The organism is Kitasatospora sp. NPDC048407, from assembly GCF_043200475.1.
Lineage (GTDB): Bacteria > Actinomycetota > Actinomycetes > Streptomycetales > Streptomycetaceae > Kitasatospora.
In genome coordinates this window covers 169017-183715 of the sequence record NZ_JBICXW010000007.1, presented here as the reverse complement: position 1 = coordinate 183715, position 14699 = coordinate 169017, and the positions used below count along the sequence as shown (strand labels likewise).

The following is a 14699-nucleotide window of genomic DNA, read 5'->3' as shown; positions in this document are numbered from 1 at the left end:
AAGAACCCCCTCCGGGGAGGGGGTTCACGTGTGTTGACGGGCAATCAGGCGCTGGGCGCGCGGGTCACTGGTGGGTGCCGGCCCTGCGGCGCCGTGCGGTCAGCGCCAGGACGCCGCCGCCCACCACGATGGCGCCCGCACCCAGCCAGAGCATGGTGTCGGTGCCCTCGCTGCCGGTGGACGCCAGCCCGCCGCCGGTGCCGGCGCTCGAGGAGGCGCTGCCACTGGTGGCCGGGGTCGCCCCGTCGGCCGAGGCCGAGGCCGAGGCCGAACCGGTCGAGCCGCCGCCGGCGGGCGGGGTGGACTGGCCGCCGCCGGTGCTCGGGGGGCTCGGCTCGGCGGTGGTGGCGGTGCTGCCGAGCGCCAGCGTGATCGAGTTGTTGGTGTTGTCGGGGTCGTACGGCAGCGGCTCGACCTTGTTCTCCCACCCGCCCTGTTCGGTGGTCAGCGCGATGGCGGCCGTCGGGCCGGCGGCCGGATCGGAGACCGCGAGCGGCAGGTCGAAGGACTTGTCCTCGCCGCTGGCCAGCCACATCGGGAGGTTGCAGGCGACGACGTTCGGATGCTGGTCGCGCACGAAGCAGCCGTCGGGCAGCTTGCCGGCGACGGTGACCCCGGAAGGCAGCGTCACGAGGAACTCGGCGATGGTGTTGCCACTGCGCAGGTAGTCGACCGAGGCGGGGCCGTTGCTGTGCGCGGTGACCTTCAGGGTGCCCTTCTTGCCGCCGTCGGTCGGGGCCCAGACAGCCCAGGAGGAGAGGTCCGCGTGGCTGTCGACCCGGTACTGGACGATCGCCCTGTTGTGCGCGCGGTCCAGGTTCGGCGGCCCGGGCTTGGCGGCGGGGTCCTCCGGCAGCCCGCCGGCGGTGAGCCGCGGGCCGCTGCCGGAGGCGGGCGTGAAGCGGTGGGCGCCGCGCAGGTACTCCAGGCCGACGTCCGCGCGGGGCAGGACGTCGAACTCGATGTCCGGGTAGAGCGCGTCGGCGTCGACGGTGGCCTCGAACGGGTCGATGGTGACCGTCTGACCGGGCTTGACCGAGGTGTTGATGGTGCAGATCGCCGCGCTGCGCCGGGAGGCCGGCGGGGAGCTGTCCACCGGGGTGCCGTACGAGCAGTTCGCGAACTTCTGCTTGAAGCTCAGACCCGGTCCCAGTTCGGCGGACACCACCAGCTGGCCGCTCTCCAGCGTCCCGTTGTTGGTGACCTTGAGGGACTGCTTGACGGTCGAGCCGGGCTTGCCGACGTTGGCCGGGTCGCGGTCCAGGGCGGCGTCGAGCTCCAGCTTCGGGCCGCCCGCGTACACCGCGACGTCGACGCTGTTGGGCTGGCCGTCGACCCAGCCCTGACTGATCTTCAGGTGGCCGGCCGTGCCCTGCGGCGCGCCCTTGAGAGCCTTCAGCACGGGGTGGAACTGGCTGTTGAAGTCGGGGTGCTGCGGCGTGGGGTACTGACGGTAGGTGCAGGTGTACACCTGCCCGGCCGTGGTGCACTTGGCGTCCCACGCGGTGTCCGGCGCGAAGGTCGCGATGCCGGCCAGCCCGGTTGCGTCGAAGGTGAGGACGATGTCCCGCGGGCTGGAACCGGTGAGCGTGCCGCGCGAGTTGAGGCTCAGCTGGTACGCGGTGGCGTCGCCGCTGTCGGGAGCGGCCGGGATGGAGACGGCCGACTGAACGTCGAGCCGGAGATCGTCCGCGGCCTGCGCGGGCGTCGAGACGAGAGCCAGGATTGCGGCGGCGGCCACTGGTGCGGCGAGGGCGGCCGGACGCGTGATGCGCGAATTCCCCACGGTGATCCTTCGATCTTTCGGATGCGATCGACCCAGACGATAGGGGGATTCTCAGCCATCGGAGCGGTGCTATTCCGGACAGTTCGGGACGCGGCCGCCGCTATCGCCCGCACCTGTTATCGAATCTTGACCGTCACTCCTTCGCCGGGGCCTCACCGAATCGACACATCTCCATGGGGCCACGCGAAAAGCCCCCTCCGGGGAGGGGGCTCGGGCGAGTTGACGGTGGATCAGCCGTCGGTGCCGGTGGCGAGTTCCGGGTGGTCGGTGTCGGTGGGGGGTTCGGGGGCGGGGCGGGTGCGGCGGCCGAAGAGTTCGGCGGGGGTGGGCATCCGGCGCGGCCGGGGGCGATCGGCGGGGGGCTGCGGGTGCTGGTCGCTCATCGGGAACCGTCCTCCAACTGGGATGGCGGGCTGGGGTTCGGGCGCGGGGCTCGGTACGGCGGCGAGGTGCCGCTGTCCGGAGCCGAGGGAGAGGCGCTCGCGGACCTCCGCCTCGGCGAGTGCGTGGCAGCGTCCGGCGAGCCGGGAGCGGCGGGCGTGTTCGGGCGGGCCGCACGGCTGACGGGACAGGGCGCGAAGGGCGGAGAGGTCTTCGGCGGTGGGCAGGTAGCCGTCGGTGACGGCTTCCTCCAGGCGTTCCAGGTAGCCGCCCGCGCTGCCGGGCAGGGCGGCGCGGTAGCGGCCCAGGTCGGCCAGCAGGAAGGTGCGCAGCCGGCCGCCCTCCTGGACCGCTTCGTCGATGGCCTCGGTGAGTCGAAGCGCGTCCTGGACGTCCTCGGCCCACAGTTCGCCGGTGGCGGTGGGCAGCGGGAGCCGGTCGGGCGCGGCCGGATAAAGGGCTTGGGCGAGGGCACGGCGCAGCACCCGGACTTCGTCGGCGCTGAAGGCCATACCGCCGCGCGATCCGTGAGGCGTTGGCATGGCTCGACAGTACGTGCCGTACGTCCGACTTATGGCGATTGAGGACGTGTTTGTCCCGATTGGCCTATGAGATGGTGCATCTGACGCCCGGTCGGCCGTCCAATAGCGGCCGGCCGGGCGTCAGGGGCCGTCAGGCGGTGGCGGGGCGGTTGCGTTCGAAGATCAGGCGGAGGCCGATCAGGGTCAGCCACGGCTCGTGCACGTCGATCGAGTCGGCCTCGCCGAGGACCAGCGGGGCCAGGCCGCCGGTGGCGATCACCTGGACGTCGTTCGGGTCCTTGGCCAGTTCCTTGGCCATCCGGTTGACCAGGCCGTCGACCTGTCCGGCGAAGCCGTACAGGATGCCCGACTGCATGCCCTCGACGGTGTTCTTGCCGATCACGTTACGCGGGCGGGCCAGCTCGATCTTGCGGAGCATCGCGGTGCGGCCGCCCAGGGCGTCGACCGAGATCTCGATGCCCGGGGCGATCGCGCCGCCCACGTAGTCGCCGCGCGCGTTGATCGCGTCGAAGGTGGTGGCGGTGCCGAAGTCGACCACGATGCACGGCCCGCCGTAGAGGTGGTTGGCGGCCAGCGCGTTGACGATCCGGTCCGCGCCGACCTCCTTCGGGTTGTCCATCAGCACGTGCACGCCGGTCTTCACACCCGGCTCCACGATCACCGCCGGCACGTCCCCGTAGTACCGGCGGGTCACCTCGCGCAGTTCGTGCAGCACCGCCGGCACCGAGGAGCAGATCGCCAGGCCGGCCACCCGGTCGTCCGCCGAGACGATCGGGTGGGCGCCCATCAACCCCTGGAGCAGCACCGCCATTTCGTCGGCGGTGCGGCGCGGGTCGGTGGAGATCCGCCAGTGCTCGACGATCTCCTCGCCGTCGAACAGGCCGAGCGTGGTCTGGGTGTTGCCGACGTCGATGGTGAGGAGCATGGGGCGCTTTCTGCTTGGAAGGGTCAGGAACTGCGGAGGTCCAGGCCGATGTCCAGGATCGGCGAGGAGTGCGTCAGGGCGCCGACGGCCAGGAAGTCGACACCAGTCTCCGCGACCTCGCGCGCCGTGGCCAGGGTCAGGCCACCGGAAGCCTCCAGCTTCGCCCGGCCCGCGACCAGGGCGACCGCCTCGCGCAGCTGCTCGGTGCTGAAGTTGTCCAGCAGGATCAGGTCCGCGCCGGCCTCCAGCACGGGGGTGATCTGGTCGATGGTGTCCACCTCGACCTCGATCGGCAGCTCCGGGAACGCGGCCCGGACGGCGGTGAACGCCTCGGCGACGCCGCCGGCCGCGACCACGTGGTTGTCCTTCACCAGGGCCGCGTCCGAGAGCGCCATCCGGTGGTTGGCGCCGCCGCCCGCGCGGACCGCGAACTTCTCCAGCGCGCGCAGGCCCGGGGTGGTCTTGCGGGTGTCGCGGACGACCGCCTTGGTGCCCTCCAGGGCGTCCGCCCAGGCGCGGGTCGCGGTGGCGATGCCGGACAGGTGGCAGAGCAGGTTCAGCGCCGAACGCTCGGCGGTGAGCAGGTCGCGGGTGCGGCTGCGCACCGAGAGCAGCACCTGGCCGGCCTCGACCGCCGCGCCGTCCTCGACGTGCCGCTCGACCTCGAACTCGTCCTCGCACACCAGCGAGACGACCGCCTCGGCGACCCGCAGGCCCGCGACGACGCCCGCCTGACGGGCCGTGAAGTCCGCGGTCGCGACGGCTTCGGCGGGGACGGTCGCCACCGAGGTGACGTCCTCGCCGCCGGCCAGGTCCTCGGACAGGGCCATCATCGCCACGTCCTCGACCTCGACCGGGTCCAGGCCGGCCTCCTCCAGCAGCTCGGCCAGCGCCGGGTCGAGCCCGGTCTCGTACACCTCGCCGTCACCGCACGCGCAGCCGTCACCACAGCCGCCTTCGGCGGATTCGGCGGAGAGCAGGGGGAGTTCGTCGTGGGACATGAAGAGGGCTCCAAAGGGGATGCGGGGCGCGAAGAGCGGGATGCGGGAGACGTCAGCTGCTGAGCGGGTGGGTCACGTGGCGGTGCCAGGTGGTGTCGTCGCGGTCGGGGAAGTCCTCGCGCCAGTGGCAGCCGCGGGTCTCCTCGCGGAGGGTGGCGGCGGCGGTGAGGGCGGTGGCGACCTGGTGGAGGTTGGTGGCTTCCCAGGTCTCGACGGACGGGGAGGCGGGGTGGGCCGGTTCGGGCAGGGCCTCCAGGCCCTTCGCGGTGGCGGCCAGCGAGTCCGCGGAGCGGATCACGCCCGCGCCGGTGGACATCAGGTGCTGGATCGCGCCGCGGCTCTCCGCGGGCAGCAGCGGCACCGGCGCGGCGGCCTGGGCGGCGTCCGCGTCCACGGTGCGGGCGGGGAGCCGGCCGGCCTCGGCGAGCTCGGCGAGGTCGGCGGCGATCCGTTCGGAGAACACCAGGCCTTCGAGCAGCGAGTTGGAGGCGAGGCGGTTGGCCCCGTGCACGCCGGTGCAGGCGACCTCGCCGCAGGCGTACAGGCCGGGGACGGTGGTGCGGCCGTGCAGGTCGGTGCGGATGCCGCCGGAGGCGTAGTGCGCGGCGGGGGCGACCGGTATCGGCTCGGTGACCGGGTCGATGCCGTGGCTGCGGCAGGCGGCCAGGATGGTCGGGAAGCGGTTCTCCCACATCTCGGCGCCGAAGTGCCGCCCGTCCAGGTACATGTGCCGGGTGCCGTGCTCGTGCATCCGGCGGGTGATGGCCTTGGCGACGATGTCGCGCGGGGCGAGCTCGGCGAGTTCGTGCTGACCGGTCATGAAACGCACGCCGTCGGCGTCCACCAGGTACGCGCCCTCGCCGCGGACGGCCTCGGAGACCAGCGGCTGCTGGCCCTGCGCGTCCGCGCCGAGGAACAGCACGGTGGGGTGGAACTGGACGAACTCCAGGTCGGTGACCTCGGCGCCGGCCCGCAGGGCGAGCGCGACGCCGTCGCCGGTGGAGACCGCCGGGTTGGTGGTGGCCGAGAAGATCTGGCCCATGCCGCCGGACGCCAGCACCACGGCGCGGGCCAGGATCGCGCCGACGCCGTCCCGCTGGCCCTCGCCCATCACGTGCAGGGTGACGCCGGAGGCGTGGCCGCCGGCGTCGGTGAGCAGGTCCAGGACGAGGGCGTGCTCGATGAGTTCGAGGCCGGGGTCGGCCTCGACGGCGGCGACCAGGGCGCGCTCGATCTCGGCGCCGGTGGCGTCGCCGCCGGCGTGCGCGATCCGGCGCCGGTGGTGGCCGCCCTCGCGGGTGAGGACGATCTCGCCGTCCTCGTCCAGGTCGAACTCGGCACCCACCTCGATGAGCCGGCGCACCGCGTCCGGCCCCTCGGTGACCAGGGTGCGGACCGCCTCCTCGTCGCACAGCCCGGCGCCCGCGACCAGGGTGTCCTGGAGGTGCTGCTCCGGGGTGTCGCCCTCGCCCAGGGCGGCGGCGATGCCGCCCTGGGCCCAGCGGGTGGAACCGTCGTCGAGCATCGCCTTGGTGACCACCATGGCCCGCAGACCGGCCTTGCGGACATTGAGCGCGACGGTGAGTCCGGCCACGCCGGAGCCGACCACGACCACGTCGGTGCTCGTGGTCCAGCCGGGGGCAGGGGCGGTCAGGCGGTGCGACATGGCTTCAGCTGCTCCTTCAGTGCGCGGCGGCGACGGCCGCGCCGTCCGCCCCACCGTACGCGGCGTCGCCGCGCAGCAGTCCGCTGCCCTCGGGGGCGTCCGCGGGGTCGCCGCCCAGGCCGGTGATCCGGTTGTGCTCGTCCACGAACACCACCTTCGGCAGGTACGCCTTGGCCTCGGCGGTGTCCATCTGCCCGTAGGCGATCAGGATCACCAGGTCGCCGGGGTGGACCAGCCGGGCGGCCGCGCCGTTGATGCCGATGATGCCGGAGCCGCGCGGGCCCGCGATGGTGTAGGTCTCCAGCCGGGCGCCGTTGTTGATGTCGACGATGTGGACCAGCTCGCCGGGGAGCAGGTCCGCGGCGTCGAGCAGGTCCTCGTCGACCGTCACCGATCCCACGTAGTGCAGGTCGGCCTGGGTGACGGTGGCTCGGTGGATCTTGGACTTGAGCATGGTGCGGAGCATGTGGTCACGCCTCTCTGAGTGCATGCCTGGGCTACAGCCGTACTTATCGGACGATGATGCTCACGTTGTCGATCAGCCGGGTCGGACCGACCTTGGCCGCCAGCGCGAGCACCGCCTCGCCCCGGTAGTCGTCCGGCGCCTCGGTGAAGGACATCGGATCGATCAGGGCTAGGTAGTCGAGGGAGATGCCGTCCGCGCCGTCCAGCGCGGCGGCGGCCGCCTCACGGACGGCCTTGGCACCCTGGGCGCCGGCGTCGCGGCCGGCGAACAGGGCGCGGGAGAGGGCGAGCGCCTGGGTGCGCTCGTCGTCGGAGAGGAAGCGGTTGCGGGAGGACAGCGCCAGGCCGTCCTCCTCGCGGACGGTCGGGACGCCGACGATCTCCACGTCGAAGTCCAGGTCGGCGACCATCCGGCGGATGATCGCCAGCTGCTGGGCGTCCTTCTCGCCGAAGACCGCGAAGTCCGGGTCGGTGATGTGCAGCAGCTTGGCGACGACGGTCAGCATGCCGTCGAAGTGGCCGGGGCGGGACGCGCCCTCGAAGCCGGCGCCCATCGGGCCCGCCGAGAGGCGCACCAGCGGCTCGCCGTTCGGGTACACCTCGTCCACGGACGGGGCGAACACCACGTCCGCGCCCATCTCCTCGGCGAGCGCGACGTCCGCGTCCAGGGTGCGCGGGTAGCTGTCCAGGTCCTCGCCGGCGCCGAACTGCAGCGGGTTCACGAACACCGTGACGGCCACCCGGCCGTCCTTGCCGACCTGGCGGCGGGCCTCCCGGACCAGCGCCGCGTGGCCCTGGTGCAGGGCGCCCATGGTCATCACCACGGCGTTGTCCACCGGCTGCTCGTCCGGCCAGAACGCGGCCTCGAACTCCTCAACGGTGCGGGTCAGCACCGCCTTGCGGACCTTCGCTGCCTTCGGGGCCTTCGCCGGGCGCCTGTCGCGTGCCATCAGTGGTTCTCCTCGTTCAGTACGTCCAGCAGTGCTGCCGCCGGTTCCGGCTTCAGCGATCCGTTGGCGACCGCCCGTTGCGCGGTCGCCTTCGCCATCGCCCGGTACGCCTGGCCGATGTCCGGGGTCACCGTAGCGAGTCGGTCCAGGTGCTTGCGCACCGTCCCCACATCACCCCGGGCGACCGGGCCGGTCAGGGCCAGATCGCCGGAGCGCAGGGCGTTGTCCAGGGCCGCGCCGAGCAGCGGGCCGAGCATCTGGCCGGGCTCGGCGACACCCGCGGTGCGCAGCAGCTCCATCGCCTGCGCGACCAGCGTGACCAGGTGATTCGCGCCGTGCGCGAGAGCCGTGTGGTACAGCGGCCGGACGTCCTCCGGGATCCACGACGGCTCGCCGCCCATCTCCACCACCAGCGCCTCGGCGACCGGACGCAACCCCTCGGGCGCGGTCACACCGAACGGGCAGCCGGCCAGCCGGGCCACATCCACCGAGGTGCCGGTGAACGTCATCGCCGGGTGCAGCGCCAGCGGCAACGCGCCCTTGCGGGTCGCGGGCTCCAGCACGGCCACGCCGTGCGCGCCCGAAGTGTGGACGAGTATCTGGCCGGGACGGACGGCGTCGGTCGCGGCCAGACCGCTCACCAGATCCGGCAGGGCATCGTCCGGGACGGTCAGCAGCACCAGATCGGCCGCCGCCATCACCTGCGGCGGCGTCACCAGGCGGACACCGGGCAGCAGGGCCTCGGCGCGACGCCGCGAGGCGGCGGAGACGCCGGACGCGGCAACCACGCGATGGCCGGCCAGTTGCAGGGCCGCACCCAGGGCGGGACCGACCCGGCCGGCCCCGACCACACCGACAGCGAGCCGGGCCGGGCGGTTACCGGGGTCGGAGGGGTCTCCGAAGTCGTGCAGCACTCTTCCGTTCCAGTCCTCGGCGGGTACCAGACGTACCGCTCAATGGTACGGGCTGCGGGGGTGCACGTTACTGCGCCTGCCCACCCACCCGTGACCCGACAGCGGAACGGAGACGGGCGGGGTGTGCGCTGCTGCGGCCGGCCGCATCGCAGCGGCTGCGCCGTTGGCCAGGTGGGTGGGCGCAGCGGGGGTCAGGGGGTTTCGCCGGCGCGGACCAGGCCGTTCTCGTAGGCGAGGACGACGGCCTGGACGCGGTCGCGGAGGCTGAGCTTGGCGAGGATGCGGCCGACGTGGGTTTTGACGGTGGCTTCGGAGAGGACCAGCCGGCGGGCGATCTCGCCGTTGGAGAGGCCCTGGGCGACCAGCAGGAAGACCTCGCGTTCGCGTTCGGTGAGCGGGGTGAGGACGGCGGAGCCGGGCGTCGCGGTGGGAGTGGGCAGAACCTCGGCGAAGCGGTCGATCATGCGGCGGGTGGTGGTGGGTGCGACCACCGCGTCGCCGCCGTTGACGGCGCGGATCGCGGCGACCAGCTCGGCCGGCGGTACGTCCTTGAGTAGGAAGCCGGACGCGCCGGCCTTGAGCGCGGCGAAGGCGTATTCGTCGAGGTCGAAGGTGGTGAGGATGAGGACGCGGGGGGCGCCCTCGATCGGGGTGCCGCGGTCGTCGAGGCAGATGCGGCGGGTGGCCTGGACGCCGTCGAGGCGGGGCATCCGGACGTCCATCAGGATCACGTCGACGTCGGCGGTGCGCAGGACGTCGAGTGCCTGCTGGCCGTCACCGGCCTCGGCGGCGATCTCGATGTCGCCCTGCGATTGCAGGACCATCCGGAAGCCGGTTCGCAGCAGTTCCTGGTCGTCGACCAGCATTACGCGGATCGGCATCGGTCGGGTCTCCTTCACTTGGACACTTTGAGGGGGAGGACGGCTCGGATCCGGAAGCCGCCGCCGGGCCGGGGCCCGACGTCCAGGCTTCCGCTGACCATGCCGACCCGTTCGCGCATGCCGATCAGACCGTGGCCGAGGCCGTCGGTGCCGCCGGTGGCGAGCTGTTCGCGGGTGCTGCCGCGGCCGTCGTCCTCGACCAGGACCTCCAGGTCGCCGTCCCGGAAGTCGACGGCGACGGTGGCGTGGGCGTCGGGGCCGCCGTGCTTGCGGACGTTGGTGAGGGCTTCCTGGACGATCCGGTAGACCGTGAGCTCCAGGCCGCGGGGCAGTTCGCGGGCCTCGCCGGTGGCGGTGAACTCGACCGGCAGGCCGGCCGTGCGGACCTGCTCGAGCAGTTCGGGGAGTTCCTCGACGCCGGGCTGCGGCACGTACTCGCCGGTGGTGTCGGCGGTGCGCAGCACGCCGAGCAGGCGGCGCATTTCGGCGAGCGCCTGGCGGCCGGTGGAGGCGATGGTGCCGAGCGCTTCCTTGGTCTGCTGCGGGGAGGAGTCCATGACGTACGCGGCGCCGTCGGCCTGGACGATCATCACGGAGACGTTGTGCGCCACCACGTCGTGCAGTTCGCGGGCGATCCGGGCGCGCTCGGCGGCGACCGCGACCTGCGACTGGGCGTCCCGTTCGCGCTCCAGTCGGGCGGCCCGGTCCTCCAGCTCGATCAGGTAGGCGCGGCGGACCCGGGTCAGCCGGCCCCACGCCCAGCACAGTACGAACGGGGTGGTCATCAGTGCGGCCACCAGGACCCGCTTGGCGAAGGTGTCGTTCGGGGCATCGGGCGACGTCGGCATCAGCCGCCAGACGGTGAGCGGCCCGGCGGCCAGGCTGGCGACCAGTGCCAGCCAGGGCGTCCAGCGTCTGCCGAAGGCCGCGCCGGTGTAGGCGAACACCAGGTAGCCGATGCTGGCCGCGCCGGGTTCGATCACGAGGGCGATCTGGCCGATGCCGAGGACGACGGCCACTGCGGTGGTGATGTCGGGCCAGCGCCGCCGGACGACCATCAGTCCGGGCAGGATCACCGCGACCGCGACGGCCAGGAACCTCGCGGTGCCGGAGAGCCGATATCCGTCGGGCGTGGCCTGGTCCAGCGCGACGAGCACGCCCGGGAACAGCACCATCAGTGCCCAGGCGGAGTCGACCACCATGGGGTGTCGGCGGAGCCAGGCGTTGAGTCGATGCACAGGTCCAGCCTAGGGAGTCGGATGGCGTGTTCAGGTCCGTCGGGAGAGCGATCCGGTGCTACTCCCCAAGGTGGAGATCCCCTCCTCCGGGTAACGTCGCCCGCTATGACATGGATGCGGTGGCGGCCCGCGATCGAACACGCGCTGTACCGGCCCGACGGCGGCTTCTACCGCAGGCCGGAGGGCCCGGCCGGGCACTTCCGCACCTCCGTGCACGCCTCCGCCCGGTTCGCCGGCGCGGTGGCCCGCCTGTTGGCAGGGGTCGACGCCGCGCTCGGCTCGCCGGACCGGCTGGCCTTCGTGGACGTCGGCGCCGGCCGCGGCGAACTCACGGTCGCCGTCCGTGAGGCACTGCCCCCCGAATTGCGCGCCCGGGTCGCGTTCCACGCCGTCGAATTCGCCGACCGCCCCGCCGGCCTGCCCGACGGGATCGGCTGGGGCCCCGAACTGCCGTCCGGCGTCACCGGCCTGCTGTTCGCCAACGAGTGGCTCGACAACGTCCCCCTCGACCTCGCCGAACGCGACGAGGACGGGCAGCTGCGGTACCTCGAGGTCGCCCCCGACGGCTACGAACGGCTGGGCGAACCGCTCGATGCGGACGACGCGGCCTGGGCCGCACAGTGGTGGCCCGGGGAACGGGTGGAGCTGGGCGGCCCCCGGGACGCCGCCTGGGCCGGGGCGGTCGGCGCCCTGGAACACGGCCTAGCGGTGGCCGTCGACTACGCACACACCCGCGACACCCGCCCCCCGTTCGGCACCCTCACCGGCTTCCGGGACGGCCGGGAGACCGCACCCGTCCCCGACGGCAGCTGCGACCTGACCGCGCACGTCGCCCTCGACGCCGCCGCGGTCCCGGCTCATCCGGTGCTGCTGACCACCCAGCGCACCGCCCTGCGCGCGCTCGGCGTCAGCGGCGCCCGCCCGCCGCTCGCCCTCGCCAGCACCGACCCGGCCGGCTACCTGCGGGCCCTGGGCGGGGCCGGCGAGGCCGCCGAACTCACCGACCCGGCCGGGCTCGGAGCATTCCACTGGCTGGTCCAGGCCGTCCGCATGCCGGTACCGGACGACCTCGCGGGCCTGCCGGGATGGCAGACTCTCCCCTCATGAAGGAGTCGACGGGCATGACGGAGACCACGGTCGGCATCGGCCCGGGCGCGCAGACGCTCCCCGGGGAGCCCGGCAGCACCGACATGGTGCTCAACATCGGCCCCCAGCACCCGTCCACGCACGGCGTGCTGCGCCTGAAGCTCGTCCTCGACGGCGAGCGGATCATCTCCGCCGAACCCGTGATCGGCTACATGCACCGCGGCGCGGAGAAGCTCTTCGAGGCCCGTGACTACCGGCAGATCATCATGCTGGCCAACCGGCACGACTGGCTGTCCGCCTTCGCCAACGAACTCGGCGTGGTCCTCGCCGTCGAGCGGATGCTCGGCATGGAGGTCCCCGAGCGGGCCGTCTGGCTGCGGATGCTGCTGGCCGAGCTGAACCGGGTGCTCAACCACCTGATGTTCCTCGGCTCGTACCCCCTGGAACTGGGCGGCATCACGCCGATCTTCCACTCCTTCAACGGCCGCGAAGAACTCCAGCACGTCCTGGAGGAAGCCTCCGGCGGACGCATGCACTACATGTTCAACCGGGTCGGCGGCCTCAAGGAGGACCTCCCGGCCGGCTGGCTCGGCCGGGTCCGCGCGGCCATCGGCGTCGTCCGCTCGCAGCTGCCGGTCTTCGAGAACCTGGTCCTCGGCAACGAGATCTTCCGCGGCCGGACGGCCGGCATCGGCGTCCTCTCCCGCGAACACGTGCACGCGTACGGCGTCACCGGGCCGATCGCCCGGGCCAGCGGCGTCGACTTCGACCTGCGACGCGACGAGCCGTACCTCGCGTACGGCGAACTGCAGGACGTGCTGCGGGTGCCGGTGCGGGAGGAGGGGGACTGTCTGGCCCGGTTCGAGTGCCTGCTCGAACAGACCGAGAACTCGCTCGCGCTGGCGGACGCGTGCCTGGACCGGCTGGTGGAGATGCCGGCCGGGCCGATCAACCTGCGGCTGCCCAAGGTGCTCAAGGCGCCGGAGGGTGAGACGTACGCGTGGACCGAGAACCCGCTCGGGGTGAACGGGTACTACCTGGTGTCGCGCGGGGAGAAGACGCCCTGGCGGCTGAAGCTTCGGTCCGCGTCGTTCAACAACATTCAGGCGCTGACGGAATTGCTGCCGGGGACGCTGGTGGCGGACATGGTGGCGATTCTGGGGTCGATGTTCTTCGTGGTGGGGGACATCGACAAGTAGGGAAGGCGGACGAGGAGGCAAATCAGGGGCCCGGGGAACGGCGGGGCCGGGCTGCTGGTGGTCGGAGACAGCGGGGGGTCGTGTCTGCGGCGGGTCAAGGACGGGGACCAGAAACTACGGGGCCTTTTCGCGCCCCGTTGATCCTCCGCAGACTCGGCCCCGCCGTTCCCCGGGCCCCTGGATGCGTACCCCCGGGCCCCTGGTGGAGCTCCCTCTGATTACTGGCCTGCGGGGTGCGGCGCCAGCTTGGGGTTGTGGGCTTCGCAGAGGGTGACGAGTGTCGCGTACGCCTCGGGGCCCATGAGTTCGATGAGTTCGGGGCGGTAGGAGACGTAGACGGGCTTGGCGGCGTTGTGGGCCTCGGGTGAGCTGGTGCACCACCAGTGGAGGTCGTGGCCGCCGGGGCCCCAGCCGCGGCGGTCGTATTCGCCGATGGAGACCTGGAGGTAGCGGGTGTCGTCGGGGCGGTCGATCCAGTCGTAGGTGCGGCGGATCGGGAGTTGCCAGCAGACGTCGGGCTTGGTTTCCAGGGGTTCGAGGCCCTCGCGGAGGGCGAGGACGTGCAGGGCGCAGCCGGCGCCGCCGGGGAAGCCGGGGCTGTTCAGGAAGAGGCAGGCGCCGTTGACGCGGCGGGTCTGGCGGTCGCCGTCCTCGTCCAACATGGTGATGCCGCCGTCGCGGCGGATCCGGCCCTTGGCGTCGGTGCCTTCGGCGTGGTGTTCCCAGATGTCGGGGGTGAGGCGGGCGGCGTGTCCGGTGACGCGCTGTTCGTCGTCCTCGTCGGAGTAGTGGGCGCCGAGGGTGCAGCAGCCGTCGGAGGCGCCGCGGCCGGGCTGGATGCCGTGGCAGCCCTTGCCGAAGATGCAGCCCCAGTTGGAGGTGAGCCAGGTGAGGTCGCAGCGGAACACCTGGTCCTCGTCGGCGGGGTCGGTGAACTCGACCCAGGCGCGCGGGAAGTCGAGGGCGACTTCGCGGACGGTGGGCATCGCCAGGTCGACGACCGGGGCCTTGGCCGCGCCGCCGGCCTTGCCTGCCTTGCCGGACTTCTTGGACTTCTTGTTCTCAGCTGGTGCCACCCGGCAAGGGTATGGCCTGGCGGGGCGAGGACGGAGGGGCATCGCGGCTTTTGGTCCGGTTTGCCGGGGTTGGGGGGTTTTCCGGGGCTGCCCGTGGGCGGCGTAGGTGAAACGGCTGTGAAAAGGGCCGCAGCCCGGGCGGCGGCGGCCGTGCGCGGCCCTAGGATGGCCCAGCCGGGGGTAGGTCGGGCGCATGAGCGCCCTTGCACGGGGGAGTGCACATGGGCGACAAGGTCGTCATCCGGTCGTGGGAACTCCACGGCGAGGCAAAGGAGTTCGAGACAGTCTCGAACGAGTTCGGCAGTGCGGCGAAGCAGTTGGAGAGCGGGCTGGCGGCGCTGGGTGCGCCGTGGGGCAGCGACGCTCCGGGCAAGCCGTTCGGTACCGCGTACGGCGAGGCCCGGGAGGGCGTGCTGGCCGGGCTGCAGGGTCTGTCGGAGCGGCTGGGCCGGATCGGCCAGGGGCTGCACAGCATGGCGGACAGCATGGAGCGCACCGACAGCGAGGTCAGCGCGGACTTCAACGCGCCTTCGTCGAACCACCCGACCGCAACCGGCCGGGCCTGAACCGCAGTCAGAGCACGCGGCGG

Annotated in this window: 14 protein-coding genes; 3 read left to right on the top strand and 11 right to left on the bottom strand. The window is 72.5% G+C overall.

All coding sequences use genetic code 11. The features are described from left to right. Positions 1–64: 64 nt before the first annotated feature. The 10 genes from ACGFWJ_RS16450 to ACGFWJ_RS16405 all read right to left on the bottom strand — a co-directional run bounded on the left by ACGFWJ_RS16450 (position 65) and on the right by ACGFWJ_RS16405 (position 10749). Entirely contained in the window at positions 65–1786 is a 1722-nt protein-coding gene (locus ACGFWJ_RS16450; RefSeq protein ID WP_392949754.1) for an LPXTG cell wall anchor domain-containing protein, read from the bottom strand. 230 nt (positions 1787–2016) lie between these two features. Then, the gene (locus ACGFWJ_RS16445) at positions 2017–2709 is read right to left on the bottom strand and encodes a hypothetical protein (protein ID WP_392949752.1); all 693 of its coding nucleotides are present in this window, start codon (positions 2707–2709) and stop codon (positions 2017–2019) included. 130 nt (positions 2710–2839) lie between these two features. After that, a complete protein-coding gene (locus ACGFWJ_RS16440) occupies positions 2840–3634 on the bottom strand; it encodes a type III pantothenate kinase (RefSeq protein ID WP_035863765.1) in 795 nt (264 codons plus the stop codon). A gap of 23 nt (positions 3635–3657) precedes the next feature. Then, positions 3658–4635 (bottom strand): carboxylating nicotinate-nucleotide diphosphorylase, encoded by a 978-nt coding sequence (gene nadC / locus ACGFWJ_RS16435; protein ID WP_387644090.1) that lies wholly within the window; start codon positions 4633–4635, stop codon positions 3658–3660. A 52-nt stretch (positions 4636–4687) separates the two neighbouring features. After that, positions 4688–6301 carry an L-aspartate oxidase gene (locus tag ACGFWJ_RS16430; RefSeq protein WP_392949747.1) on the bottom strand — a complete coding sequence of 538 codons (1614 nt, stop codon included), beginning with the start codon at positions 6299–6301 and terminating at the stop codon, positions 4688–4690. A 16-nt stretch (positions 6302–6317) separates the two neighbouring features. After that, positions 6318–6767: an aspartate 1-decarboxylase gene (gene panD, locus ACGFWJ_RS16425; protein WP_392949745.1), complete on the bottom strand. Its 450-nt coding sequence runs from the start codon at positions 6765–6767 to the stop codon at positions 6318–6320. Between the two features lie 43 nt (positions 6768–6810). Then, a complete protein-coding gene (gene panC / locus ACGFWJ_RS16420) occupies positions 6811–7716 on the bottom strand; it encodes a pantoate--beta-alanine ligase (RefSeq protein WP_387644098.1) in 906 nt (301 codons plus the stop codon). Continuing rightward, complete coding sequence (locus tag ACGFWJ_RS16415; protein WP_392949741.1) at positions 7716–8630, bottom strand: Rossmann-like and DUF2520 domain-containing protein; 915 nt, start codon at positions 8628–8630, stop codon at positions 7716–7718. Before ACGFWJ_RS16415 ends, panC begins: the two co-directional genes overlap by 1 nt. Before the next feature lie 191 nt (positions 8631–8821). Then, a complete protein-coding gene (locus tag ACGFWJ_RS16410) occupies positions 8822–9511 on the bottom strand; it encodes a response regulator (RefSeq protein ID WP_392949738.1) in 690 nt (229 codons plus the stop codon). A 14-nt stretch (positions 9512–9525) separates the two neighbouring features. Then, entirely contained in the window at positions 9526–10749 is a 1224-nt protein-coding gene (locus ACGFWJ_RS16405; RefSeq protein WP_392949735.1) for a sensor histidine kinase, read from the bottom strand. Between the two features lie 105 nt (positions 10750–10854). Here ACGFWJ_RS16405 and ACGFWJ_RS16400 point away from each other — a divergent pair, with 105 nt between their 5' ends. Both ACGFWJ_RS16400 and ACGFWJ_RS16395 read left to right on the top strand, forming a co-directional pair. Continuing rightward, entirely contained in the window at positions 10855–11856 is a 1002-nt protein-coding gene (locus tag ACGFWJ_RS16400) for an SAM-dependent methyltransferase (protein WP_392949732.1), read from the top strand. Between the two features lie 14 nt (positions 11857–11870). Continuing rightward, positions 11871–13034 (top strand): NADH-quinone oxidoreductase subunit D, encoded by a 1164-nt coding sequence (locus ACGFWJ_RS16395; RefSeq protein WP_392949730.1) that lies wholly within the window; start codon positions 11871–11873, stop codon positions 13032–13034. A 218-nt stretch (positions 13035–13252) separates the two neighbouring features. On the opposite strand, the gene ACGFWJ_RS16390 is transcribed toward ACGFWJ_RS16395, so the two are convergent. Beyond that, positions 13253–14152, bottom strand: a complete 900-nt coding sequence (locus ACGFWJ_RS16390; RefSeq protein ID WP_392949728.1) for a hypothetical protein — start codon at positions 14150–14152, stop codon at positions 13253–13255. A gap of 179 nt (positions 14153–14331) precedes the next feature. On the opposite strand from ACGFWJ_RS16390, the gene ACGFWJ_RS16385 reads away from it, so the two are divergent. Beyond that, positions 14332–14676: a WXG100 family type VII secretion target gene (locus ACGFWJ_RS16385; protein ID WP_392949725.1), complete on the top strand. Its 345-nt coding sequence runs from the start codon at positions 14332–14334 to the stop codon at positions 14674–14676. Positions 14677–14699: the final 23 nt, after the last annotated feature.

Excerpts from the sequence above, each read along its gene's own strand:
- ACGFWJ_RS16395 (WP_392949730.1), top strand. The coding sequence starts at position 11,871 with ATGACGGAGACCACGGTCGGCATCGGCCCGGGCGCGCAGACGCTCCCC.
- panC (WP_387644098.1), bottom strand. The coding sequence starts at position 7,716 with ATGGCACGCGACAGGCGCCCGGCGAAGGCCCCGAAGGCAGCGAAGGTC.
- ACGFWJ_RS16445 (WP_392949752.1), bottom strand. The coding sequence starts at position 2,709 with ATGCCAACGCCTCACGGATCGCGCGGCGGTATGGCCTTCAGCGCCGAC.
- nadC (WP_387644090.1), bottom strand. The coding sequence starts at position 4,635 with ATGTCCCACGACGAACTCCCCCTGCTCTCCGCCGAATCCGCCGAAGGC.
- ACGFWJ_RS16410 (WP_392949738.1), bottom strand. The coding sequence starts at position 9,511 with ATGCCGATCCGCGTAATGCTGGTCGACGACCAGGAACTGCTGCGAACC.
- ACGFWJ_RS16430 (WP_392949747.1), bottom strand. The coding sequence starts at position 6,301 with ATGTCGCACCGCCTGACCGCCCCTGCCCCCGGCTGGACCACGAGCACC.
- ACGFWJ_RS16385 (WP_392949725.1), top strand. The coding sequence starts at position 14,332 with ATGGGCGACAAGGTCGTCATCCGGTCGTGGGAACTCCACGGCGAGGCA.
- ACGFWJ_RS16400 (WP_392949732.1), top strand. The coding sequence starts at position 10,855 with ATGACATGGATGCGGTGGCGGCCCGCGATCGAACACGCGCTGTACCGG.
- ACGFWJ_RS16440 (WP_035863765.1), bottom strand. The coding sequence starts at position 3,634 with ATGCTCCTCACCATCGACGTCGGCAACACCCAGACCACGCTCGGCCTG.
- panD (WP_392949745.1), bottom strand. The coding sequence starts at position 6,767 with ATGCTCCGCACCATGCTCAAGTCCAAGATCCACCGAGCCACCGTCACC.
- ACGFWJ_RS16390 (WP_392949728.1), bottom strand. The coding sequence starts at position 14,152 with ATGCCCCTCCGTCCTCGCCCCGCCAGGCCATACCCTTGCCGGGTGGCA.